At 52.7% G+C, this 25666-nt stretch carries 20 protein-coding genes; 15 read left to right on the forward strand and 5 right to left on the reverse strand.

Annotated elements, in window-relative coordinates:
* Positions 1 to 321 precede the first annotated feature (321 nt).
* The gene (locus CWO84_RS23045; protein ID WP_101055483.1) at positions 322 to 855 is read left to right on the forward strand and encodes a hypothetical protein; all 534 of its coding nucleotides are present in this window, start codon (positions 322 to 324) and stop codon (positions 853 to 855) included.
* A gap of 373 nt (positions 856 to 1228) precedes the next feature.
* Here CWO84_RS23045 and CWO84_RS23050 read toward each other — a convergent pair whose 3' ends face one another.
* A complete protein-coding gene (locus tag CWO84_RS23050; protein ID WP_101055485.1) occupies positions 1229 to 1807 on the reverse strand; it encodes a carbonic anhydrase in 579 nt (192 codons plus the stop codon).
* 155 nt (positions 1808 to 1962) lie between these two features.
* Between CWO84_RS23050 and CWO84_RS23055 the strand changes: the two genes are divergently transcribed.
* Positions 1963 to 2847 carry a LysR family transcriptional regulator gene (locus CWO84_RS23055; RefSeq protein WP_101055486.1) on the forward strand — a complete coding sequence of 295 codons (885 nt, stop codon included), beginning with the start codon at positions 1963 to 1965 and terminating at the stop codon, positions 2845 to 2847.
* A 39-nt stretch (positions 2848 to 2886) separates the two neighbouring features.
* Here the strand turns inward: CWO84_RS23055 and CWO84_RS23060 are convergent, their stop codons facing one another.
* The 4 genes from CWO84_RS23060 to CWO84_RS23075 all read right to left on the reverse strand — a co-directional run bounded on the left by CWO84_RS23060 (position 2887) and on the right by CWO84_RS23075 (position 9059).
* Positions 2887 to 4218, reverse strand: coding sequence for a DNA-processing protein DprA (locus tag CWO84_RS23060; RefSeq protein WP_101055487.1), 1332 nt, complete (start codon positions 4216 to 4218; stop codon positions 2887 to 2889).
* The gene (locus CWO84_RS23065; RefSeq protein WP_101055488.1) at positions 4218 to 6329 is read right to left on the reverse strand and encodes a RecQ family ATP-dependent DNA helicase; all 2112 of its coding nucleotides are present in this window, start codon (positions 6327 to 6329) and stop codon (positions 4218 to 4220) included. Before CWO84_RS23065 ends, CWO84_RS23060 begins: the two co-directional genes overlap by 1 nt.
* Positions 6330 to 6675: 346 nt before the next feature.
* Positions 6676 to 7584 (reverse strand): PfkB family carbohydrate kinase, encoded by a 909-nt coding sequence (locus tag CWO84_RS23070; RefSeq protein ID WP_101055489.1) that lies wholly within the window; start codon positions 7582 to 7584, stop codon positions 6676 to 6678.
* Positions 7581 to 9059 carry a RimK family protein gene (locus CWO84_RS23075; RefSeq protein WP_101055494.1) on the reverse strand — a complete coding sequence of 493 codons (1479 nt, stop codon included), beginning with the start codon at positions 9057 to 9059 and terminating at the stop codon, positions 7581 to 7583. The genes CWO84_RS23070 and CWO84_RS23075 overlap by 4 nt, the downstream gene beginning before the upstream one ends.
* A 162-nt stretch (positions 9060 to 9221) precedes the next feature.
* Between CWO84_RS23075 and CWO84_RS23080 the strand changes: the two genes are divergently transcribed.
* From CWO84_RS23080 to purL, 13 genes are all read left to right on the forward strand, one after another.
* Positions 9222 to 10319, forward strand: coding sequence for a DUF2817 domain-containing protein (locus CWO84_RS23080; protein ID WP_346015192.1), 1098 nt, complete (start codon positions 9222 to 9224; stop codon positions 10317 to 10319).
* On the forward strand, positions 10316 to 11434 hold the full coding sequence (locus CWO84_RS23085; RefSeq protein ID WP_101055496.1) for a GNAT family N-acetyltransferase/peptidase C39 family protein: 1119 nt from the start codon (positions 10316 to 10318) through the stop codon (positions 11432 to 11434). Before CWO84_RS23080 ends, CWO84_RS23085 begins: the two co-directional genes overlap by 4 nt.
* Before the next feature lie 79 nt (positions 11435 to 11513).
* Positions 11514 to 11669 (forward strand): hypothetical protein, encoded by a 156-nt coding sequence (locus CWO84_RS24570; RefSeq protein ID WP_165786416.1) that lies wholly within the window; start codon positions 11514 to 11516, stop codon positions 11667 to 11669.
* Positions 11670 to 11797: 128 nt separating this feature from the next.
* Positions 11798 to 12982, forward strand: a complete 1185-nt coding sequence (alaC, locus tag CWO84_RS23090) for an alanine transaminase (RefSeq protein WP_101055497.1) — start codon at positions 11798 to 11800, stop codon at positions 12980 to 12982.
* A gap of 37 nt (positions 12983 to 13019) precedes the next feature.
* Positions 13020 to 14330, forward strand: coding sequence for a homoserine dehydrogenase (locus tag CWO84_RS23095; protein WP_101055498.1), 1311 nt, complete (start codon positions 13020 to 13022; stop codon positions 14328 to 14330).
* 2 nt (positions 14331 to 14332) lie between these two features.
* Positions 14333 to 15427: a threonine synthase gene (thrC, locus tag CWO84_RS23100; RefSeq protein WP_101055499.1), complete on the forward strand. Its 1095-nt coding sequence runs from the start codon at positions 14333 to 14335 to the stop codon at positions 15425 to 15427.
* Between the two features lie 54 nt (positions 15428 to 15481).
* A complete protein-coding gene (gene recJ, locus CWO84_RS23105) occupies positions 15482 to 17227 on the forward strand; it encodes a single-stranded-DNA-specific exonuclease RecJ (RefSeq protein WP_101055506.1) in 1746 nt (581 codons plus the stop codon).
* Between the two features lie 6 nt (positions 17228 to 17233).
* The gene (locus tag CWO84_RS23110; protein ID WP_240618131.1) at positions 17234 to 18775 is read left to right on the forward strand and encodes a glycosyltransferase family 39 protein; all 1542 of its coding nucleotides are present in this window, start codon (positions 17234 to 17236) and stop codon (positions 18773 to 18775) included.
* A 19-nt stretch (positions 18776 to 18794) separates the two neighbouring features.
* Positions 18795 to 19451, forward strand: a complete 657-nt coding sequence (locus CWO84_RS23115) for a phosphatase PAP2 family protein (RefSeq protein WP_240618132.1) — start codon at positions 18795 to 18797, stop codon at positions 19449 to 19451.
* Positions 19448 to 19909 (forward strand): YaiI/YqxD family protein, encoded by a 462-nt coding sequence (locus CWO84_RS23120; RefSeq protein ID WP_211555156.1) that lies wholly within the window; start codon positions 19448 to 19450, stop codon positions 19907 to 19909. Before CWO84_RS23115 ends, CWO84_RS23120 begins: the two co-directional genes overlap by 4 nt.
* Before the next feature lie 69 nt (positions 19910 to 19978).
* A complete protein-coding gene (gene dapA / locus CWO84_RS23125; protein WP_101055510.1) occupies positions 19979 to 20854 on the forward strand; it encodes a 4-hydroxy-tetrahydrodipicolinate synthase in 876 nt (291 codons plus the stop codon).
* Between the two features lie 2 nt (positions 20855 to 20856).
* On the forward strand, positions 20857 to 21603 hold the full coding sequence (gene bamC / locus CWO84_RS23130; protein WP_101055512.1) for an outer membrane protein assembly factor BamC: 747 nt from the start codon (positions 20857 to 20859) through the stop codon (positions 21601 to 21603).
* 98 nt (positions 21604 to 21701) lie between these two features.
* On the forward strand, positions 21702 to 25595 hold the full coding sequence (purL, locus tag CWO84_RS23135) for a phosphoribosylformylglycinamidine synthase (protein ID WP_101055514.1): 3894 nt from the start codon (positions 21702 to 21704) through the stop codon (positions 25593 to 25595).
* Positions 25596 to 25666: the final 71 nt, after the last annotated feature.

Raw genomic sequence — 25666 nt, forward strand, 5'->3', positions numbered from 1 at the left:
GTTTTATCAGGTAGTTAAAGATTAAGGGGGCCGCAAGGCCCCTTTTTTTGTCAAAATACTTCCCTCTCGGGGCACAATACGCAATGTAGATTAAGGGCTTTGGGTGCTTTAAGTCGTTTCCAGGGCAAAGTCATTGGACGGTTTGCCAACTTTTGCATGGTGAGAATGCGTTGACCCTGATTTTATTTGAAGGATCGCCAAAGCATATTACCGAACAAGCACCGGCAAGCCGAAAATAATCATTGCGGGAAAATATTACCGTTTCCCTGATAGGCAAAGATATGTATAAGCGTATCTTTACCATCTGCTTGGGGGCTTTTTATGAAAAAATACTTAACGATAATATGCCTGGTCATCGCGTCATTTTCATTTCAAGTTAATGCGTCAACTTTAAGTTGGAGCACAATTACCGGTTACGGCCCTATTCTCGGAAGTTTGCAATCAGGTCAAAATTCGCCGCAGGATCTATTCGGCATAGTAACCGGCCTACGTATTGAAACCAATGTGCTTGACGATTGGACTTTTAATTTACACAACAGCAGTCAAGTTAGGGTTTCAGTGAGTTCCCTAGAAGCTAACACTGGGAGTCTGTTATACGCCGTCAACTTGGATGGAAGTCCATTGGCTAAAAGTGCCGGACCTGCCGATGAAGCTTGGTCCTTTGACGGTATATTGACTGCCGGCTCTCACACGATAAATATTCTGGGTATCGCCATTTCCCTGGAGAGCACAAGTGGCTACCAAGTTAATGTTAGCGCCATGAATGCAGTTGTTCCTATCCCGGCGGTTGGGTGGATTTTCAGCTTTTTTCTGTTTTATATGTTCCGAAATATGCCGCGCCGTCGAGGTTATTGATGCTGGGTATAACAAATGGATGCAATCTTTCCGCTGTCTCCGCGGGACCAACAAAGACTCTGAACGCCGGTAAGGATTTGTGTTCCGTTGCCATTTCAGGTGGTTGGATATTGCAAAGCTTCTACGACAAAACCGCTGATATTTCTGCGGCGTTTTGCGATTGAGTCTTCGGGCGGTAAGTCCAATAGACTTTTGATTTTCAGCTAAGCAAAAGCTGACATTTTTAGGATTGGCGATTAAATCGCTCCCGCATTTGCGGGAGCGCATTGCTCAAAGTAGCGTAACTTTGAGTCCTATCACTTCACTTTCTACGGGAATGCCCCGGGTCTATTCCGCAACAGAATTGACGGATTCCTAAGGCTCGCAGCAAGTTTTAGCTGGCTTGGCCGGCGGCAGTCGCTTCCGGGACTTCGATCAAACGGCCGGTTTTGACGTCGTAAACATAACCATAGACTGGAATGTCGCTAGGTACCAGGGGGTGGGACTTGATGCGCTTAACATCTTCCAACACGCTTTCGGCTTGGTTTTTGATGGTCAGCCAATTGATGTATTTGCCGTCGGTGGAGCCGGGACCAACGCCGCTGTCGTGCCAACCGCTGGCATCGACGCTGGCGGTTTTCAAACTGCTGGCGAGCAAGTCGCTCATGATGTCGTTGGTAAAGGTTTCCATACCGCAGTCGGTGTGATGAATCACAAACCATTCCTTGGTACCGAGTAATTTGTAGGAAATAACCAGGGAGCGAATCGCGTCGTCGCTGGCGCGGCCGCCGGCGTTGCGGATCACGTGGGCGTCGCCTTCGGATAAACCGGCGTACTTTGCCGGGTCCAGGCGGGCGTCCATACAGGTCAGTATGGCAAACTGACGAGCAGGCGGCATAGCCAAATCGCCTTTGGTGAAACTGGATACATAATCGCGGTTGGCTAACAGTACTTCGTTGTGAATTTTGCTCATAAAAACCTCGGTGCATGAAAAAACGTCTGGCCTGAATGTCAAACCAGACGAGGTAACGACTATCTCCGGGCGGCATTGTAGCCAAGCGGCATTCTGGTTTAAAGACGCTATTTGGTTTATAAAATATAAACTTTAAGTTTATATTGGATGCTTCAATGGATAAGTTTAACAACATGCGCGTTTTTTGCCGGATAGTCGAGCTAGGCACTTTCTCGGCAGTCGCTAAAGAACTGAAGCTTTCTACCATGATGATCAGCAAATACATTGCCCAATTGGAAGCGTCTCTGGGGGTGGTGCTATTGCATCGCACTACCCGTAGCCTAAGCCTGACCAGTGCCGGCGAGGCCTACTATAACCGCAGCAAGCAATTGCTGGAAGATTTGGCCGATTTGGAGGCGTCTACCGCACAATCAGGCGAGCGGGTGAAAGGCACCATTAAAATCAGCGCGCCTATCGATTTCGGCGGCATGTACATGGTGCCGGCCATCGACGCTTACATAAAGCGCTATCCGGAAGTGAAGATTTTAATGTCGTTGGATAACAGGCCGCCGAATTTGCGGGTCGGCAGTTTCGATATTTCCCTGCTGGTGACCGATACCCTGGACCTTGGCGTGGTGGCGCGCAAGATTGCCGAGACCGAATTATGTACCTATGCCTCGCCGGCCTACATAGCAGAAAAAGGCTGTCCACAAACCATAGACGAACTCAGTCATCATCAATGCCTGCATTACGTGGACACGCCGCACGGCGAGTTTTGGTTGTTCAACGTCGACGGCGAATTGAAGAAAATTAAGTCCGATTGGGTGCTGGCGTCCAATAACGGGCGCGCGCTATGTCAGGCGGCCGCTCTGGGTATGGGCATCGTGCAAGCGCCCAGACTATCGGTAGCTCCGTATTTACAAAGCGGCGAACTGGTAGAAATCCTCAGGCAATATCGCCGGCCGGCCATCGCCATTTACGCTACCTATCTGCAACGGCGCTTTTATCCAGCCAAATTGACTACGTTTATCGATTTTTTGTTGGCGTATTTCGAGCGGTAGGGGGCTTTTGGTGTCGGGTGACAAATCAATATCCCCTTATCATGTCTTCTCTACACATTGATAGCGTACTGGGCGATTAAACTTTTTGACCACGCCATCGTCAGTAGCACGATTCAGCCAATCATTGAGCTGCGACTTATGCAGCCCAGTAATCAGCATCAGCTCATCCAGAGTAACTGGATTTCCAGCCAGCCTGCGTAACCTATCCAAGAAAAACTGATAAAAATCTACAGGCATGCCCATAGATTCATCTTCTTCATGAGGTACCGATTCTTGGTATTCATCCGGCATCGATTCCGCTGTAGCATTGCTAACAACAGGCATTTCCTGCTCAACACCTTTATCTACTGAACTATATAGTTCATGTTGTGCTACTGGTTTGGAGCTCTGAATAATAGAGAATAAATCTTCCTGTGCTTCTTTTAGCTGATGCGCTGGTTTGTTATCAGAGACCAGCAAGACGCTAATATCGAAGTGTTGGATGTCGGCCTCACACCAACGCCCACCTTTGGCAACCAAATCGGCATTGGCAGCGTTTTTGTCATCGCTTGGTTTTACCCACAATGGAACCCAACCCTTTTTCAAGTTTTCTTCTGCGCCATTGAGGGTGCCGCCTTTCTTGCCCGAGTGAATAACCAAGGAACTATCTGCGAGACAATAGATGTACTTATTCCTTGCCATCGCGTTACCCGCGCTAAATCCCGCTTCCGGGTAAAAAGGCGAAACCAGCACCGTATTGCCGTCCATCAAACCTTTTCGCCATTTGGCACTGGTTGCCGCCCTCAATAGGCTATCGGCCATTACACCGATGACAAGCCCACTGCTTTTCGCTGCGCCGAGCATGGCCGCTTCATCCACCCCGCGGGCACCGCCGGATACAATGGCAATCCGTTCACCCGCTGCTTTAGCTCCCACCTGCTCAGTAAACGATAAATCGCTTTCGCTGGCATTTCGGGAACCGATCACAGCTAGCCCGCCCGAATTCAACAAGGCTTTGTCACCACAACCGAACAACACGGGAGGCGAATCGGTTTTCAGGCGTTGTTTTAGTCGTCTGGGATATTCAGGATCTGAACGAGTAACTACCCATAGGCCGGCACGCTGCCACTTTTCTACCGCCAAGGCCAGGCTGTGACCCCGGTTCAGCAATTGCAGAACACGCTCTATACTGATACGTGAATCATGCCAACCATTGAGCAATGATTTCGGCTCAGCTACCAGCAAATCCGCTGGCGTGGTGGAGTTCCCTTTTAACCATAGTGCAAAACGTCCCCACTCGACGTTAGTAAGCGGTTTTACATCGTCGCTGCTTGCCTTGGTGAAATAACTGGTTAACAGAAGTGTAGCTTGGGCGGTAGGTGATAAATTCATCAATCTTTTACCGAAGAGGAAGCGAGCGCTGCCGGATAAACGCAGCCGCTGCCCGCTTGTTGTAACAAGGCAGCGATCACCGTTAAGGTCCAGCCCGAATCCACAATGTCATCGATCAACAAGACAGGATCATTAGGTATGGGCTGTTGGATAGCAAAAGCGCCGTCCAGATTACGGCATTGATGGAAACTATTCTCTTGTCCTTTTTGCGGCTGTTTGTTCTTCACCTTGCTAACGGCGTCAATGAACGGCAAACCTAACCGAGCAGCCAGTCTACGAGCGAAATCCGGCACCAATTCAGGGTGATTGCGCGAAGGTACACAACAAACCCAAGCAGGCTCAGGGTTTGGTTGCCAGCGCTGCTGGATCATCTCAGCCATAGCTTCCACTAGCTCATCACTAAAATGGCCGACATGTTTATTGTCGGCGACCGTTTGGCCCCAACCGGCATCTTTCCAACGAGATAACACACGCCCTTCTTGTGCCATCAAATCACCAAGTTTTCGAGGAAACTGATAAATCGGAAATGCTCTTGCTGTTTCGGCATTAGATGGTGCAACCTGTTTTCTGGGGTGAATTATTATTTCAGCATGCTTGAGAAAGGTTGCTGCCTGATGGGCAAGTACAGTGTTGATTGTCTGGTTAACAACCGACTGTCCAAGGCAAGCAGTACACTTGCCACAAGGCGTTAAATCTTGGTCATCCAAGGCACGGCGCAGAAACGTCATCTTGCAGCCCGCATCTCCCAGATAGGCTTGCACCTCTCTCCACTCCTGTTCACGCTGATGCGTCAGGTGAGCAATACGAACATGATCCATGGCATAGGGCACAGGCGTTCTGCGCCATTGGCTACCGACTTTAATCACCGGTGCCGGATTTTCCACACTGAGCAATTTCAACACTTTCTCGATTTGTCCATGCCGTAGATTCGTCCGTTCCTCAATACCATAAGTGGACAGACCATCACTGTGTGCCAACTCTTGCAAAATCTCGTTAACATGCGCTTCTGAGGGAAAAGCCGAATCCCTGAAGAACTCGTGAATATCTTGATCTTCCACCCCGGACATCAACACACCCACAGCATAGTCAATCGCACGCCCGGCTCGTCCCACCTGCTGGTAGTAGGCGACAATGGAACCCGGTGCTTGGTAGTGAATTACGAAACTTAAATCCGGCTTGTCGTAGCCCATGCCCAACGCCGTGGTAGCCACCAATACCTTGAGCTGATTGTTTATTAGCAACTCTTCGAGAAATTGCCGGTAAACATTGCTGTTTTCGAAACCGTCGGCCTCGATACTGCCATGATAGGCTTTGGCGTTGATGCCGTTTTCGCTCAGCCACTGAGCAACCTGTTCGGCGTCGCGTACCGTCAGAGTGTACACAATGCCGGTACCGGGGATGGTTGGAATAATCTGTGCCAACCATGCCAACCGCGACGCCTGATCCGGCAATACCATGGTTTGCAGTGCCAAGCTTTTCCGAATCAGCGATCCTCGCTGGATCTGAATATTGCCCAACTGTGTTTGAATATCTTCTACTACACGGTTATTGGCAGTTGCAGTGGTACCGAGCACCGGAGTATTAGGCGGCAATTGGCGAAGAATGTTAACGATACGGCGGTAATCGGGGCGGAAATCATGCCCCCAGTCAGAAATACAGTGTGCTTCATCAATCACCATCAGGGCGATGCGATCAGCAATCGGCTGCAAGACGGTTTCGATAAAGGTGTCGTTAGCCAATCGCTCTGGTGAAATTAATAGGCAGTCAACTTCGTTAGCCAAAATTCGTTGAGTCACGGCTTGCCAATCCGCCGTATTGGTGGAATTCATTGTTTCCGCCACAATCCCCAAGCGCTGAGCGGATTCGATCTGGTTGCGCATTAAAGCCAGCAAGGGAGAAACAATAATCGTAGGCCCCATGCCTCTATCTCGGAAGATTTTAGTGCTGATGAAGTAAACCGAGCTTTTACCCCATCCGGTACGCTGTAGCACCAGTAGTTTTTGGCGTTGGTTCACCAGGGCATCAATAGCTTCCCATTGACCATTGCGAAACTCGGCGGCTGGGTTGGCCAGTGCAGTTTGTAGCAATTGTTGGGCTTCGTCTCGGTTCATTATCAATCCTTTAAATTTTGCACTGACCGCATATTAATTAAGTTAAAGCCATTGGTTCAGAAAAAACAACAGAACGCAGCGGGTCGATTGCGTCAATTCGCCTATTCCAATTTCCCTCATTCTTCGCTTGCACAATCCTAGGGATATTGATTGCAGACAATTCACCTGAACGGACAGCTATTTTCGATTTTGGATACAACTCAATCAGAGTGCAATTTACTAGAGCGATGTTGAAAACAGGCCTTCCATTGAGGTGCTATGCATCAATTCCACTCGCTTATTCATTATTTGCATCACTCGATCATAGGGTTGGCAAGAAGAATAGACGGAAAGCCTTCTGTCTTCTCTATTTTGATTCACCGTTCACCGACCAGCTAGTCAGCAGCTCCTGATGTTCACTGAAGCTAGGCAAACCCGGTCTGGCGCCCATTTCGGTGCAGCAAAAAGCTCCGGCCACGCTGGCGTAACGCAATAATTCTGCCCAGCTCAAGCCTTTGGCGAGGCCAGCGGCAAAGGCGCCATGAAACGCATCCCCGGCACCGGTGGTGTCGATGGCGACGATGGGCGGGGCGTTTAAACTGCCGCGTTCCTGGCCGCGTTGCCAGATCAAGCCGCGTTCGCCGAGGGTAATGACTACCACCGGGGCAATTTGCGCTAGTTTGGATAAGGCCAGGTTTTCATCGCTGGCATATTGCAGCGCAAATTTTTCCGAACAGACCAGATAATCCACATTAGTCATCAGAGCCTGCGTACCGTCGTGCAGCGAGCCGGCGTCTAAAACCGTCGGTACTGGGTGGGACAACTGATTCAATAAGCGCAGGGAAATATGCGGTTCGTGACCATCAAACAACAGCACTTTGGCTGCTAGGTCGTCAAAGTCGATAGCGGTGGCGGGCAGGGCGCTGGTTTGTCCTTTGTAATTGATTAAGGCGCGCTGGCCGTTCGGTTTGACCAGTACCGTCGATAACGGGGTCGGTGAAATGCCGCGTACGATAAGCTGAGTATCGACGCCATGGTCTTGCAACTCCCGCAAATGACTATCGCCGTACACGTCATTACCCAAATAGCCGCAAAAGCCGGCTTTGCCTCCCAATTTAGACACCGTTACAGCGGCGTTGGCGGCCGGTCCACCACCGCAACCCAGCAAATCGTCGGCGACGATTTTTTCATCCGCGCCGGGATGATGCGGCACCGAAAATACCAAGTCGTAACTGGCATGGCCGATACAAAGCACGTCGAGCGGATGGGCGGTCATTGCGCGACTCCTTTACTGCGATTATCCATACGCCTTAGAAATTCGCCCATGATGGCTTTGTACAATTCATCGCCCAGATATTTGTCTTCCACGCCGCTGTCGATGCTGGGGTTGTCGTTGACTTCGATGACATAGCCTTTGCCCTTGATTTCTTTGACATCGACGCCGTACAAGCCATTGCCTATTGGCTGCGTGGCCCGTAACGCCGCGTCCAGCACGCCTTTGGGGACTTCGAAGGTGGGCAGGGTGTCGAAGTTGCCGCTGTCGGTGCGTTTGGCGCCGTGCCGGTAAATCTGCCAATGGTTTTTCACCATGAAGTAGCGGCAGGCGTACAAGGCTTTTTGATTGAAAATGCCGATGCGCCAATCAAAATCGGTGTACAAAAACTCCTGAGCCAGCAACAGCGCCGATTGCTCGAATAACTCGGCGACTTTGTCCTCCAGTTCCTGGCGGTTATGCACTTTGACGATGCCGCGTGAGAATGAGCCGTCCGGAATTTTAATCACCACCGGATAACCCGCGATGGCTTCCAGATTATCCAGGTGTTGGGTATTACCCTTGTGCAAGATCCAGGTTTTGGGAGAGGGGACTTTATGGGTGCGAAACAGGTCGGCCAGATAGACTTTGTTGGCGCAGCGCAAGATAGACGTCGGATCGTCGATCACTACCAAGCCTTCCGCTTCGGCTTTTTTGGCGAACCGGTAGGTGTGATGGTCGATGGCGGTGGTCTCGCGAATGAACAAGCCATCGAATTCCGGCAGGCGGCCGTAATGATTCAGGGTGATCAGTTCCACATCAATGCCCAATTGCCGGCCGGCATCGATAAATTTTTTCAGCGCACCGCGATTGCTGGGCGGTAATTGTTCGGAGGGGTTAATCAGAATCGCCAAATCATAGCGCGCGGTTTTTCGGGTCCGGCTTTTTCGCCAGACCTTTTTGCTGAAGCGATCCAGCGCATCGGCGAACAAGGTCTGCATGGCATCGTCCAACTGCCTGGGGGAAACGGCTTTTAGATCGGTGATTTGCCATTGCTGCTCAAAGCGCAAGCTGATTTCCAGAATCGGGCAGGCAAAACGCTCGAACAATAGCCGCGCCAATTCTTGAAAAGCCGGTTCCGGCGTGGTGCCGAAATAGCTATACAAAGTAACTTCGCCGTTTTTATTTTGATGTTTGAATGCGCGTGCCAGCGGCTGGTTCAAGTCTTCCAGTTGTAGGCGGTACAAGGCATTTTTGCCCAAGTCGTTGATGACTTTAACCGACGGAATGACATGGTGATTGCGGGCTTCGGCCAGCAGCGAACAGTAGTAGCCATCGGATAGATAGGTGTAACTGCTGCACAGGTTGATAACCCGCACCCGCTGGTCGGGATCAGTTTGCTCGCTGGCCAGATAGTCTTCAAAGCTGACGACTTGGTCGCTAGGATAATAAGGATTCCAATCCGAAAGGTCGTCAACGACCAGCAGCGTGCTTGCCATGGTAAAAAATGCTCGGTAGGTTTAAGTTAGGCGGGGATTTTGAAACCTGTCGAGTTTTAAGACAAGCCGAATTCTGCAATTCCCTTTAAGAATGCCTATTGCTTGCGGCAGAGGGGTTTGCCACACTGTGCAATTACTGTCTCCGAATATTTGAGTATGCAGATGAGTTTGTCCCCATTCGGCACTGAAATTGATACCCGCGTATTTCCGGCGAGTTATGCCAAGGCACGCGAGGCTTGGTTGTCGCTCAGCGATCAGCTAGAACAGCCGCTGCGGCACGAGATTTACGAATGCGCCGGACTGGGGCCGAACGGAGAATCCTTGCTGACAGATACCGCCTGGATAGGCGATGAGCATGCGGACAATGTGGTGGTGTGCCTTGCCGCGACGCACGGGGTGGAAGGTTTTGCGGGCAGCGCGATTCAGCTTGATGTGCTGCAAGGCTTAAGCAAACACCAGCTAGATATTCCCAATGATACGGCGCTATTGCTGGTCCACGCCTTAACACCCTGGGGCTATGCCTGGTCGCGGCGCTGCGACGGCGACGGCGTGGATTTGAATCGCAATGCGGTCGATTTTTCCCAGCCCTTGCCGGAGAACCCGGATTACGACAAGTTGCGGGAATGGCTATTCGTGGCGGATGCCGGCCAAAGACAGCAGGCGTTTGCTGATTTTAGCCGGCAATACGGTCGAGTCGCGCTTGAAAAAGCCATCAGTGGCGGTCAATACCGCGACCCGTCCGGGCCGTTTTATGGTGGCAGTGCGCCGGCGCATGGTCGGCTGGTTTGTGAGGACTTGATTAATCGGCACAGCCTGGCTCAACGCCGCGTGGCCGTGGTGGATTTGCATACCGGCCTCGGCCCTTACGGCTACGGCGAGATTATCTGCGATCATCAGCCCGACAGTGCCGGGGCAGCGGTTGCGCAACGCTGGTATGGCGATTCTGTAACCTTGCCGCTGGCGGGCACGTCTAGTTCGGTACCCAAGTTAGGCCTGTTGGATTATCTGTGGCACGCCAACATGAACCCGCAAAGTTGTTATGTGACGCTGGAGTTTGGTACGTATAGCACCGACCACTTGTTTGAAGTGTTGCTGCGCGATCATCAACTGTGGGCTGCCGAGGATTTTAACGATCAACGTTTTGCGCACAGTATGGAAATGCGCCGGCATTTCTGTCCCAACGACAATGCCTGGCAGGAAATGGTGTTGTTCCGCGCGCGGCAAGTACTGGGTCAGGCGCTGCGCGGAGTGTCCTTGTGACAGCTTTAGCCAACGAGTTGGCGGTGCGGCCGGCGCAAAGCGCCGATCTGGAGGGCTTGGTAGCCTTGGAAAATGCCAGCTTTGCCACCGACAAATTAAGCCGGCGCAGTTTCCGGCATTGGTTAAGTTCCGATCATCGCGCCCTGTTATTAGCGGAATGGGCGGGGCTGGTCGCCGGCTATATTTTGATCATTTATCACCCCGGCACCCGCTTGGCGCGGATTTATTCGCTGGCCGTGGCGCCGCAGCTGCGCGGCAAGGGCATTGCCAAGACCTTAATGCTGGCCGGCGAGCAAGCCGCGCGCGATGATGGCCGTTTGTATCTGCGTCTGGAAGTCAGTGTGGATAACACGCCGGCCATCCGTTTATACGAGGCGCTGGGTTTTCAAAAGTTTGGTTTGTATCGCGATTATTACCAAGACCATAGAGATGCGTTGCGCTATCAAAAGCGCATCCGCCGTTACCGTGATACGCCGCAGCATCGTTCGGTGCACTGGCTGCGGCAAACCACGCCGTTTACCTGCGGCCCGGCGGCGCTGATGATGGCGATGCACGCTTTGAACAAAAGCTATTTGCCGTCGCGCGAGCAAGAAATCGAGTTATGGCGGGAAGCCACTACTATTTTTATGACTTCCGGTCATGGCGGTTGCCATCCCATCGGTTTGGCCTTGGCTGCCAAACGCCGGCAATTCGCGGTGGAAGTGTGGATCAACCAAACCGGCTCCTTATTTATCGATAGCGTGCGCAGTGACGATAAAAAGCAAATTGTCGAGTTGGTCGATACCTGTTTCAAGCAGGAAGCGGCGGAGCAGGGTGTGGCAATACATTATGCCAACGTCACGCAGAACGATTTGATTGCCGCGTTCGAATCCGGGGCAATCCCGATCATTTTGATCAGTACCTTTTCGATGGATCGCAAAAAAGCCCCGCATTGGGTGGTGATGAGCGGCTTTGATAAGGATTGTTTGTACATGCACGATTCCGATCCGGACGACGGCCGGCAGAACGAATTGGATTGCCAGTTTATTCCGATTGCCCGCGAAGACTTTGATCGGATGTCCTGTTTTGGTAAATCGCGGTTGCGGACGGCGGTCATTGTTTGGCCGGCTGCTTAGTTCCAGCTTTTCATTCTCAGCTGCTTGCGCAAGCGTTACAATTGCCTTAGTAACCTATGTATTCACGAGACTTTAATCCATGAACAACCAGCAGCACGACGACAGCAAGAAAGTTAAAAATATTGCCGCAGTTTTGTACCTATTGGTGCTGGCTTTTCTGGTCGGCGGTTCTTATCTGCATCAGCAGAGCGCGGATAGCGCTCAAGTCCCGGCAACGACTGCCGCGCAACCTTAAATTTCGCCCGATCAGCATTTTCGGAAGCGTCTCGCTGCACCGAAATTGACATCGCCCTGCAACAACAGTACCTTAGCCGGCTTTCTTTTAGAAGCCGTCTTTAAAATTCAGAACCACAAGAGTGATTAATGGAAGAATTTCATCGTATTAGCCGCCTGCCGCCTTACGTTTTTAATATCGTCAACGAGCTGAAAGCCAAAGCCCGCGCGGAAGGCGAGGATGTTATCGATTTTGGCATGGGCAATCCGGACCAGCCCACCCCCAAACACATCCTCGATAAAATGCTGGAAGTGGCGCAGCGCGATGACACCCATCGTTATTCGGTTTCCAAGGGCATTCCGCGCTTACGGAAAGCGATTTGCGGTTGGTACAAGCGGCGTTTTGATGTTGATCTGGATTTCAATACCGAGGCGATTGTCACCATAGGCTCTAAGGAAGGCTTGTCGCATCTGGCTCTGGCCACCTTAGGCCCCGGCGATGTAGTGCTGGTGCCGAACCCGGCTTACCCGATTCATCCCTATGGCGTGGTGATTGCCGGCGCGGATATTCGCCATGTGCCGTTGACCCCGGGAGTGGATTTCTTCGAGGAATTGCGAAAAGGGATTGCCGAGTCTTGGCCAAAGCCGAAGATGTTGATTCTGAATTTTCCGGGCAATCCGACTTGCCAATGCGTGGAGCTGGATTTCTTCGAAAAAGTGGTGGCGATCTGTAAAGAACACAATATCTGGATCGTCCACGACATCGCTTACGCCGACATCGTCTTCGACGGCTACGTAGCGCCGTCGATACTGCAAGTGGAAGGGGCGAAAGACATCGCCGTCGAATTTTTCTCCCTGTCAAAAAGTTACAACATGCCTGGCTGGCGCGTTGGCTTCATGTGCGGCAATCCAACCCTGGTAGCGGCGTTGACCCGGATCAAATCGTATATGGACTACGGCACGTTCACACCGATCCAGGTTGCGGCGATTACTGCATTGGAAGGCCCGCAAGATTGTGTGAAAGAAATCTGCGAGATGTACAAAGCGCGCCGCGACGTGTTGTGCGACGGCTTGAATGCGATGGGTTGGCACGTCGAGAAACCCAAGGCTACCATGTTTGTCTGGGCCAAAATTCCCGAAGCCTATCGGGAAATGGGCTCCATCGAGTTTGCCAAGAAATTGATCATTGATGCTAAAGTCGCGGTATCGCCCGGCATTGGTTTTGGGCAGCACGGCGACGACCATATTCGCTTTAGTTTGATCGAAAACGAGCACAGAACCCGGCAGGCCTTGCGCAGCATCCGCAATATGCTGAAAAAAGACAACGTAGTATAATCGCCGCCATTTTTGGGTATAACGCTAGGAGTCAGGTTTGAAGCCGGTAACAGTTGGGGTTTTGGGATTGGGTACCGTCGGTGGCGGTACCGTCAACGTACTGAAAAGGAATGCCGGGGAAATCGCTCGCCGGGCCGGCCGTGAAATCTTGGTCACCCGCGCATCTGCGCGCGACCTGAACCGGACGCGGATTTGCGCTACCGATGGCATTATCTTAACGGCCGATCCGTTCGAAATCGTTAACGACCCGGACATTGATGTGGTTGTCGAATTGATCGGCGGCTACGATCTGGCGAAACAATTGGTGTTAACCGCGATTGCCAATGGCAAACACGTGGTTACCGCCAATAAAGCCCTGATTGCCTTGCACGGCAATGAGATCTTCGCCGAAGCCAGCAAAAAAGGCGTGATGGTGTTGTTCGAAGCGGCGGTGGCCGGCGGCATACCCATCATCAAGGCCATCCGCGAAGGCCTGGCCGGTAACCGCATCAAATGGTTGGCCGGTATCATCAACGGCACCGGTAATTTCATCCTCACCGAAATGCGCGACAAGGGTCGCGATTTTGCCGACGTCTTGGCCGAAGCCCAGGCCTTGGGTTACGCAGAAGCCGATCCCACCTTTGACGTGGAAGGTATCGATGCCGGGCATAAATTGACTATCTTGGCCTCAATCGCTTTCGGCATCCCATTGCAGTTCGAGAAAGTCTTCACCGAAGGTATCACCAAGATTACCCGCTTGGACGTTGAATACGCCGAAGCGCTGGGTTATCGGATCAAAAACTTGGGCATCGCTCGCAAGACCGAGGACGGCATTGAGTTGCGAGTGCATCCGACCTTGATTCCCAAGCGCCGCTTGATCGCCAATGTCGACGGCGTGATGAATGCGGTGTTGGTCTGCGGCGACGCCGTTGGTCCAACCTTATATTACGGTGCCGGCGCGGGCGCCGAGCCTACTGCGTCAGCCGTGGTAGCGGACTTGGTCGATGTAGTCCGAGCGATGACCAGCGATCCGGAGAACCGGGTGCCTCATCTGGCCTTCCAGGCCGATGCCATCGCCGATATTCCGGTGTTGCCTGCCGAGCAAATTAAGACCGCCTATTACTTGCGCCTGACCGCCGAAGACAAGCCGGGCGTACTGGCCGATGTAACCCGAATTTTGGCAGCGCACAACATCAGTATCGAAGCACTGATTCAAAAAGAACCGCCGCAAGGCGAGACTTCGGTGCCGATCATCATGCTGACGCAACTGACCTTAGAAAAAGAAATGAACGCCGCGATTGCGGCCATCGAAGCGCTGGCGACAGTCAGCGGTAAAGTGGCGCGGATTCGCTTGGAAACTCTAGGATAATAATGACAACGCAAACACGCTACACAGGCATCATCGAACGCTACCGCGACCGCTTGCCGGTCTCCGCCGACACCCGGCTGATCAGTCTTTGCGAGGGCAATACCCCGCTGATTCAACTGCAAAACATCCCACGCTTGATTGGCAAGGATGTGGATATTTATGTGAAATTCGAAGGCCTAAATCCGACCGGTTCGTTTAAAGATCGCGGTATGACCATGGCCGTGACCAAAGCCGTGGAAGAAGGCAGTCAAGCCATTATTTGCGCGTCCACCGGTAATACCTCGGCTGCCGCTGCCGCGTATGCGGTACGGGCCGGCATCCGTGCCTTCGTATTGATTCCCGAAGGCAAGATAGCGTTGGGTAAATTGGCGCAGACCATGATGTACGGTGCCAAAATCATTCAGATCAAAGGTAATTTCGACGCCGGCATGTCTATCGTCAAGGAAATTGCCGATCATGCTCCGGTAACCATCGTTAACTCGATCAATCCTTATCGGATCGACGGCCAAAAAACTGCGGCGTTCGAAATTGTCGATGCCTTGGGCGATGCGCCCGATTTCCATTGTTTGCCCGTCGGCAATGCCGGCAACATCACCGCGTACTGGAAGGGTTATAAGGAATATTCAACCGATACTGCTACGCATAAAGCCGTGACCAAAAAGCGTCCGGTAATGTGTGGCTACCAAGCGGCCGGTGCTGCGCCTTTCTTGGCGGGCCATCCGGTGGAAAATCCGGAAACAGTGGCGACGGCCATCCGCATCGGTAATCCGCAATCTTGGGATGGGGCTTGGACCGCGCAGAAACAATCCGGCGGTTGGTTCGCATCGTTTACCGACCCGCAAATTCTGGCCGCGCAAAAAATGTTGTCGGCTTATGAAGGTATTTTCTGTGAGCCCGCTTCCGCCACTTCCTTGGCTGGCGCTTTGCACGACATCGCTAACAGCAACATCCCGGAAGGCAGTACCATCGTTTGTACCTTGACCGGCAACGGTATTAAAGATCCCGATACCGCCATTGCTCAGTGCAAGGACGATCAGCCGATCACGATAGACGCCTCACTGGATGCGGTGAAAAAAGCCATTCTGGATTCGATGTGAGTCTAGGGATGAGCATCGACAAGCCGGCAATTGCCGGCTTTTTTATTGCCTGATATGTATTTACAAAGCGTTAAAAAAGTCATCCTGCCCAGGCCGGTGCAGATTAAAAATCCGCACTTTGGCGAGATGGACCCAGTGCTGCAACGGATTTTTAGCAGCCGTGGCGTGCAGAGTGCCGATGAACTGGATCGGAGCCTGGCGAGTTTGCCGTCGCCGTGGTTGCTGACCGGCATGAAGGAGATGGTCGAGCATTTGGTGTCGGCGATCAAACAGCAGCAAAAAATTACCGTGGTCGCCGATTTTGATGCCGATGGCGCCACCAGCTGCGCCCTAGCTTTAAAAGGCTTCGCGCTGCTCGGGGCGAAAGCCTTGGATTTTGTGGTGCCCAACCGTTTTGAATATGGTTACGGCTTGACGCCGGAAATCGTTGAACTGGTGAAGCGGCAGAGTCCAGAGATTATTGTCACCGTCGATAATGGCATATCCAGTATTGACGGTGTCAAAGCGGCCAAGGCTGCAGGTATCAAGGTGTTGATTACCGATCACCATTTACCGGGGCTGGAAATGCCGGACGCCGATGCCATCGTCAATCCCAATTTGCCCGACGATAAATTTCCAAGCCGAAACATCGCCGGCGTGGGGGTGATGTTTTATATTTTGATGGCCTTGCGGATTCGTTTACGTGAACTGCATTGGTTTGAAAAAGCCGGCATCCCGGAGCCGAATCTGGCGCGTTTGCTCGACTACGTGGCCTTGGGCACTGTCGCCGACGTGGTGGCTTTGGATCAGGTCAACCGAATTTTGGTGCATCAAGGCTTATTGCGCATCCGTTCCGGGCAATGTCAGTCGGGCATCAAAGCGTTGGCCGAAGTGGCCGGCAAGCAGTTGGCCGGGATTCATGGTAGCGATTTGGGGTTTTCCATCGCACCGCGTTTGAACGCGGCCGGGCGGATGGACGATATGTCCTTAGGCATTCAGTGCTTGTTGACTGACGATGCCGGCTTGGCACATGACATTGCCGAACAATTGCATGCCTTGAACCAGGACCGAAAAGAAGTCGAAGGGCAGATGAAGACCGAGGCGATGGTATTGCTGGCGGAAATGAAGGCTCTTGATGAAAAACATGTGCCGGCTGGTGTGTGTTTATACGACGGCAATTGGCATCAGGGGGTGATCGGTATCCTGGCATCGCGGATCAAAGACCGCTTACACCGGCCGGTGATCGCGTTTGCTCCAGCCGACAATGGCGACATTAAGGGGTCTGCCCGTTCCATCAATGGTGTGCATATCCGCGATGTACTTAGCGAAATTGCTGCCAGGCATCCGCAGATATTAAGCAAATTCGGCGGCCACGCCATGGCCGCGGGTCTGACGATTAAATTGCACGACTATCCGCATTTTGCCCTGGCTTTTGCCGAGACAGTGGCGGCGAAACTGGAGTTGGTGGATCTGGAACAGAAGGTCTATTCCGACGGCGAACTGGATGAGCAGCATATGACTTTGGCTTTCGCGGAAACGCTCCAGCAGGCGGCGGTGTGGGGGCAAACCTTCCCGGAGCCGGTGTTCAATGGCGTATTCGATGTCATCCAATGCCGCATCGTCGGGCAGCAGCATTTAAAGTTTGTGTTGCGCTTGCCGTTTAGCGGCCAGTTGCTGGATGCGATCGCGTTTTTTGCCGACCACCCGGAAAAATGGCTGGGTTGCCGAAAAATCAATGCGGCCTTTAAGTTGGATATTAACGAATTTCGCGGGCAACGCAGTCTGCAACTGTTGTTACATTATCTGGAGAAATGGGAATAAGCGCCTATGTCTGAGAGACTGTTACGCTGGATAGACGCACATACGTTGGCTTTGCTGCTGGCGCTCATGTTGTTGCGCGGCGGATTTCTGCTGATCAATGGCTTTGATTTGATCGGTGACGAAAGCTATTACTGGGATTGGTCGCGGCGACCGGACTGGTGCTATTACAGCAAGCCGCCGATGATCGCCTGGCTGATCGGTGCGTTTACCTGGTTATTGGGCGATCATACGTTTACCGTGCGTTTGCCGGCGCTGTTGTTGGGTACAGTATTTCTGGGGTATTTTCACGCCACGGCCAAGGCATTTTACGGTGCGCGCGGCGGGGCTTTGGCGCTGTTGCTGGTGTTGGCGACGCCGATCAATGTGTTGGCCAACTTCCTGATGACCATCGACGCGCCGCTGTATTGTTTCTGGATAATCACCGTTTACTATTTAAGACGGGCACTGTTCGACAATCAGGCGCACGCCTGGCTATGGGCCGGTTTGGCCAGCGCCGCCGCCTTGCTCAGCAAGCAATCAGCATTGATCTTGCCGTTAATGTTACTGATCTTTTTAGCCTTGGATAAGCAACGCCGGGGGCTGTTGAAAAAAGAGTTTCTGATTTATTTAAGCCCTATCGTGATCGCGGCAGTGCCGATTTTATGGTGGAACCAGCAACACGATTGGGTGATGTTCGGGCATAGTAGAGGTCATTTCGGTAACCATGAACCGGTCAGCGTACTTAAGCATTTACAATGGGCCCGAGATTTTCTGCTTTACCAGCTGTTACTGGTCTCGCCGGTGTTGTTTGTGCTGGTGCTGATTAGCAGCGCGCAAGCGGCGTTCAATTTTAAACGCCTGGCTGCGGAACAACGCTTTTTGCTATTGATGGGGCCAGCCTTGTTGCTTGGTGTGTTGCTGCTCAGTGTGCTGCAAAAAGCCCAAGGCAATTGGCCGATGCCGTTTTATTTTACCGGCTTGATTTTGTTGGCCGGCAACTGGCTGGCCGGCGCCTGGAAGAAAGCCTTGAAATACGGTGTTGCATTGGGTTTGGCAATGGTGCTGTTGACCTATTCGCTGCCCATCGTGTTGCAAGTATTTAAATTGCAAAACACGGCCTTCGATCCCACCAAGCGTTTCAACAGTTGGCAGGAGTTGGCGATTAACATGCATTTCGAGCGCTTGATCAGTTTGCCCAATCTGGATAACACCTTTGTGGTAGCCTTGGGCCATCGTTATCTGGCGAGCGAGTTGGCGTTTTACTTGCCCGATCATCCCCAGGTTTATCGTTACGAACCCAGTGGTGTGGTGACGTCGCAGTACGAAGTTTGGCCTGGTCCGCAGGCGTTTGTCGGCAAAAATGGCTTTGTGCTGGGTGAAACCTCGGAGGAAAACCTACCCGCAGAATTGAAAGCGGCGTTTCAAAATTTTCGCTTCTTGGCGCAAATCCCCAATCCTGCCAAGCCGAGTTCCCCGTATTACCTGTATTTAGGTGAAAACCTGAAGTTTTGGCCGGAAACCGTCCGGCTAACATTGGATAAGGAAAGCTATGCCCCATCGGAAAATTAGACGCGCGCGCAACGAACTCATGCTCGTGTTGCTATTGGCGGCACTGACCACGCTATTGTTTGGGCTGACAGACCTGGATTTGCGCCTGGCGGCCTTGTTTTATCATCCGGAAAATCCCGGCGATGTCTGGCCGACCCAGCATTGGTGGCCCTGGAAACTGCTGTATGACTATGCTTTTCCGTTCACCTTGTGGGCCGGTCTGATAGCTTTAGCGGTTTATGTCCTCAGTCATTTCAATACTCATACGCAACGCTTTCGCCGTAAGGCCTTGTATATTTTATTGGTCATTGCTTTGGGGCCGGGCTTGGTGGTTAATCTGATTGTCAAAGATCACTGGGGAAGACCCCGGCCGGTGCATGTCAGCCAGTTCGGCGGCGAGTACCAATATGTGCCGCCTGCCAAATTTGGCCACACCCCGGATAAGTCTTTCGTCTGCGGTCACTGTTCGGTGGGCTATACATTTTTTGTATTGTATTTTCTGTCGCAAAACCACAAAGCGATTTATTTTCTTCTGACCATAGTCTTGGCTTGGACCCTGGGCTTTACCCGGATGACTTCGGGCGGGCATTTCGCGTCGGATATTTTGTGGTCCGGATACCTGGTATTTTTGGTGGCTTATGCCTTGTACTACGGTTGGTATATACGAACAAAACCGGAAGTGAAGACCGCGCAATGACGGTGGCAATCAAGATTTGGGTGGATGCGGATGCCTGTCCTAATTTGATTAAAACGGTTTTGTTCCGCGTCGCCCAAAAAAGGCAGTTGGAATTGCTGCTGATTGCCAATCAAAGCATCGCCGTGCCGCCATCTCGTTATATCCAATCCATTCGCGTCAGCGGCGGTTTCGATGTCGCTGATGATTATATCGTCGAGCATCTGCGGGCCGGCGATCTGGCGATTACCGGCGATATTCCGTTGGCTGCAAAAATCCTAGCCAAGCAGGGGTTTGTGATTCATCCGCGCGGCGAAGCGTATACGGTGGAGAATATCGGTGAAAAACTGGCCATGCGCGATTTCATGGAAGGCTTGCGCGATAACGGTTTGGCATCCGGTGGTGCGGCGGCCATGACGGCCAAAGATGTCCAAAATTTCGCCAACGCGCTGGATAGATTTCTGGCCGCCCGGCAAATATAACAGGCTGAGTTTTCAGGGTTAGCTTGATATAATGCCCCGGTTTTATATACCTAAACACGAGAGATTTGCATGATTCAAGGTAGTATCGTTGCGCTGGTAACCCCGATGACGGAAGACGGTGCGGTGGATGAAACCAGTCTCAAACGGCTGGTCGAATTTCATATAGAGCAAGGGACTGACGCATTGGTAGCGGTTGGTACCACTGGCGAATCGGCAACTCTCGACGAAGACGAGCATTGCGCAGTCATTAAATTTATCGTCGATTGCGTGGCCGGACGGATACCGGTTATCGCCGGCACCGGTGCCAATTGCACCCGCGAAGCGATACACCTGACTCAAAAAGCCAAGCAAGCCGGCGCGGACGCTTGTTTGCTGGTCACGCCTTATTACAACAAACCGACCCAGGAAGGCTTGTACCTGCATTACAAAGCCATCGCCGAAGCGGTCGATATTCCGCAAATTCTGTACAACGTGCCGGGGCGTACCGCTTGCGACTTGTTGCCGGAAACCGTGGGTAGACTGGCGAAAATCGATAACATCGTGGGTGTGAAAGAAGCCACCGGTAAGCTGGAAAGAGTTAAAGAAATCCGGGATTTAACCGGTGACGATTTTGCGCTGTACACCGGCGACGACGCCACCAGCTGCGAATTTTGTTTATTGGGCGGCAACGGCAGCATCACCGTGACCGGCAACGTGGCACCGAAACTGGTCCACGAAATGTTGGCGGCGGCAATGGTGGGTGATCGCGCGACTGCCGAGGCGATAGACGCCAAGTTGACCGGTTTGCACAGCAGTCTCTTCATACAATCCAATCCCATTCCGGTCAAATGGGCGGTGGCGGAAATGGGTTTGATGGGCCAAGGCATCCGTTTGCCTTTGACTTGGCTGACTGAAGACTGTTTTGCTACCGTGCGCGCGGCGATGCATCAAGCCGGCGTTTTATAACCATGAAAACTCGCCTATACGGTCGTCTGACGCTGGTTTCGGCGTTGCTGTTGAATGCCTCGTGCAGCACCATCAAGAGCTGGTTTCCGGATAAGGAAAGAGATTATCAATTTACTACCGAAATCCCCGAATTAGTTGTCCCGGACGATCTAAAAACCAAGACCTTGGCGACCCGTCCGGTAAGCAATGCGCCGGAACCTGCACCAGAGCCGGTGCGGCAAGAGCCTGTCCGATCCGCGGCAGCCGCAGAGCCGGCGCCTAGTAAGCCGGAAAAAACCGAAGCTAAAGAGACTGTCGCGGCAGCCGGTTCCGGGAAAAGTGTGCAAGCGGCCGGCAGCAGTGGCGTCAGCAGTTTACAAATCGATCAATCTGCCACTCAAGCGTGGTGGATAGTCGGCAAAGCCTTGAGCCGCCAAAAATTGGAAGTGGTCGAGCGGAATATGGACAAAGGCTATTTCTTCGTCAAATACGATCCTGACGCGATTAAGCCGGAAGACGGTTCCATTCTGGACGAAATCACTTTTTTATTCGGCGACGATCCCAGCCAGGAACAGGAATATCGGGTAAGCCTGCATCAACTTGATGAACTGCTTACCGAAGTGACGGTGCAAGATAGTGATGGTAAGACCCTGTCAAATGTCGCTGCGACCTCTTTGCTCAGATTGATCACCGAAGGCATTAATCAGGATATACCCAGCGGTACCGCTGACAAGTCGGACAAAGCAGCCGACGATACGCCGTCGCCATAAAATCGCCGCCTTGTTTGCGATTTGGGGCTTGCCGTGTTTTATCTGCGGAATGTTCTGTATTTACTCTTTTAGCTATAAAAACCACTCAAACACAGCCCATGTTGACCCTATCCGGAACCTCCGCTCTTTCCCGTTTTCGTATTGAAAAACTGCTGACCGAACTGCAGGCAGTGGCCGGCAGCATTAATGCCGTTAGTGCCCGGTTTCAGCATTTTGTGCAAATCGATGGTCAGCTATCCGCCGAGCAATCGGCGATGCTGGAACGCTTGCTCGATTACGGTCAAAGCGAGGAAAACAGCGAAAATGCGGCGGTGGAAGAGGGTGGTGAATCACCTGAACCCCAATTTGTCTCCTTGTGGGTGGTGCCGCGTTTGGGCACTATTTCCCCTTGGTCTAGCAAGGCCTCGGAAATAGCCGAGCGTTGCGGCCTGGCCGCGGTAAAACGCATTGAGCGCGGTATCGAATACCGCTTTACCTCTTCCGAGCCTTTGAGCGATGCTGTTAAACACCAACTGGCGTCTTTACTGCACGATAGAATGATTCAGCAAGTGGTTTACGATCAGGCTGGCCTTGATTTGTTTGCCGAGCACGATCCCCAGCCTTTACAAACCGTAGCTATCGTAGAGCAGGGCAGGGACGCTTTGGTTAAGGCCAACGCTGAATTAGGCATGGCTTTGTCGGCTGACGAGATCGATTATTTGACCGAGAGCTTCATCAGTTTGGGTCGTAATCCGACCGACGTGGAACTGATGATGTTCGCCCAGGCCAACTCGGAGCATTGCCGGCATAAAATCTTCAACGCCAGTTGGACCATTGATGGCGAAGAGCAAGCCAAGTCCTTGTTCGCGATGATCCGCAACACCCACACGCTGAATCCGCAAGGCGTGCTGTCAGCCTACAGCGACAACTCGTCGGTGCTGGAAGGCCCGACAGCCCAGGTATTTATCCGCGATGCGGCGAATAACTATGCCTATGGCTATGTCGAAGAACACGCGCACCTGCTGATGAAGGTGGAAACCCACAACCATCCGACTGCGATCTCACCGCATCCCGGCGCGGCAACCGGTTCCGGCGGGGAGATTCGCGACGAAGGCGCCACTGGCCGGGGGTCGGCGACCAAGGCCGGTCTGACCGGTTTCAGCGTCTCGCATCTGAAAATTCCTGGTTTCCCGCAGCCTTGGGAAGCGGATTACGGCAAACCCGAGCGCATCGTTTCCGCGTTGGACATCATGCTGGAAGGGCCAATCGGCGGCGCAGCGTTTAATAACGAATTCGGCCGGCCCAACATCGCCGGCTATTTCCGCAGCTTCGAACAACCATCGGAAACCGGCGAAGCCAATCAATATCGCGGTTACCATAAACCGATCATGATCGCCGGCGGCATGGGCAACATCCGGCCGATGCTGGTGGATAAACATCCTATTCCGGCAGGTTCGCTGATCATTATCCTGGGCGGCCCAGCGATGCTGATCGGTCTAGGCGGTGGCGCGGCATCATCGCAAACTTCCGGCGAAAGTGCTGCGGAACTTGATTTTGCTTCGGTGCAACGCGAGAATCCGGAAATGGAACGGCGTTGCCAGGAAGTGATTAATCACTGTAATTCGCTAGGCGAAAACACACCCATCATCTCTATTCACGACATCGGCGCCGGTGGCTTATCCAACGCAGTACCGGAAATTATTCACGACTGCGATCGTGGCGGCCGTTTCGAATTGCGCAAGGTGCAGAACGCCGACAAGGGCATGTCGCCGATGCAGATCTGGTGCAACGAAGCTCAGGAACGTTATGTCGTCGCGATCAAACCGGAATCGCTGGCATTGTTCGAATCTTTCTGCAAACGCGAGCATTGTTTGTACGCGGTGATCGGTCATGCCACCGACGAGGAACATCTGACGCTGAGCGACGAATGGCTGGGTGGTAAACCCGTTGATCTGCCTATGTCGGTATTGTTCGGCAAGCCGCCGAAAATGCATAGAAATGTCCAGCGTTTAAACAAGAATTTACCCGGCCTGCAACTGGATCAAGTCGAATTGGCCGAAGCCGTGAAACGGGTCTTAGCATTTCCGGCCGTGGCGGACAAGAGCTTCTTGATTCACATCGGCGACCGCTCAGTGACGGGTTTGGTCGCTCGCGACCAGATGGTCGGCCCCTGGCAAGTGCCGGTGGCTGATGTTGCGGTCACGGCTTCCGGCTTTTATGCCCACACCGGCGAAGCAATGGCAATGGGTGAGCGCACGCCCTTGGCTTTGATCGACGGTCCTGCTTCCGGACGCATGGCGATAGGTGAGGCGTTGACCAACTTGGCAGCGGCTCGTATCGGCAAGCTCAATGATGTCAAACTGTCCGCCAACTGGATGGCCGCCTGCGGCAGTCCCGGTGAAGACGCCGCGCTGTTCGATACGGTCAAGGCAGTCGGTATGGAATTGTGCCCGCAATTGGGCATTGCGATTCCGGTAGGTAAGGATTCGCTGTCGATGAAAAGCGTCTGGCATGAGAAGACCATGACCTCGCCGCTGTCGCTGATTATCACTGCCTTCGCGCCGGTGCAGGACGTTCGTTCTACACTCACTCCTGAGTTGAAAAATGCCGATAGCGTGTTGCTGTTGATTGAGCTTGGCCGGGGCAAGAACCGTCTCGGCGGTTCGGTGCTAGCCCAAGTTTACAATCAGCTCGGCAACCAGGCTCCGGATCTGGACGACGCGAGTTTGTTCAAGCGTTTCTTCGATACCATTCAAGCCTTGAACGACCAAGGGCTGATTCTGGCTTACCATGATCGGGCCGACGGTGGTTTGCTGGCTACGGTAACCGAAATGCTGTTTGCCAGCCGTAAAGGCGTTGAACTAGATATTTCCGAACTGGGCGACGACGTGCTGGCGACCTTGTTCAACGAGGAATTGGGCGCGGTACTGCAAGTAAAAACGGCTGAATTGGATCATGTCGCGCGACTGTTGGATCAGGCCGGGCTGGACGAATTTACCCATATCGTCGGTAAATTAAGTTCAGATCAAAAGTTACGAATCGTCCGTAACGGCAAGGAAATTTACAGCGCGGAACGCGCTGAACTGCAACAAACCTGGTCGGAAGTCAGCTTCAGGATGCAAGCCTTGCGCGACAATCCCGATTGCGCACGGCAACAATTCGAGCGAATCGCCGATGACAACGATCCAGGTTTGTCCGCTCAGTTGACTTACGACATCAACGACAACATCGTTGCAAGATTCGCGGATGCGCATCGACCTAAAGTCGCGATTTTGCGCGAACAAGGCGTCAACGGCCACGTGGAAATGGCGGCAGCCTTCGATAGAGCCGGTTTCGCGGCCATCGATGTACACATGACCGACATCATCAGCGGCCGGGTGTCGCTGGCCGATTTTACCGGTCTGGTGGCTTGCGGCGGTTTTTCTTACGGTGACGTGCTTGGTGCGGGCGGCGGTTGGGCCAAATCCATCTTGTTCAACCCGAAAGCACGCGACGAATTTGCCGCGTTTTTTGCCCGCCCCGATACGTTTGGTTTGGGGGTTTGTAACGGGTGTCAGATGATGTCCGGCCTGAAGGATATTATTCCAGGTGCGGAACACTGGCCGCAGTTCAAACGCAATCTGTCGGAACAATTCGAGGCGCGGGTAGCGATGGTCAAGGTGCAGGCTTCGCCGTCGATTTTCTTCCAAGGCATGGCGGGTTCTATATTGCCGGTCGTGGTCGCTCATGGGGAAGGGCGCGCCGAGTTCGATTCCGAAAACCCTGCCGAAGCCGAGGTTGCGATCAGTTATGTCGATAACTACGGCAATGAAACCGAAGCCTTTCCGGCCAACCCGAACGGATCACCGCTGGGCATTACCGGTTTAACCACCGTCGACGGCCGTTTTACCATCATGATGCCGCATCCGGAACGTTGTTTCAGGGCGATACAGAACTCCTGGCATCCTGCCGATTGGTTGGAAGATGGGGCGTGGTTGCGAATGTTCAGAAATGCTCGGGTTTGGGTAGGCTGAGTCAGCGCCGAGGCTTTCGTTTGGTTAAATAGGATCGAGCTTGAGTAACCCATATCCCGAGCCTCTCCATG

The organism is Methylomonas sp. Kb3, from assembly GCF_002834115.1.
Classification (GTDB): domain Bacteria; phylum Pseudomonadota; class Gammaproteobacteria; order Methylococcales; family Methylomonadaceae; genus Methylomonas; species Methylomonas defluvii.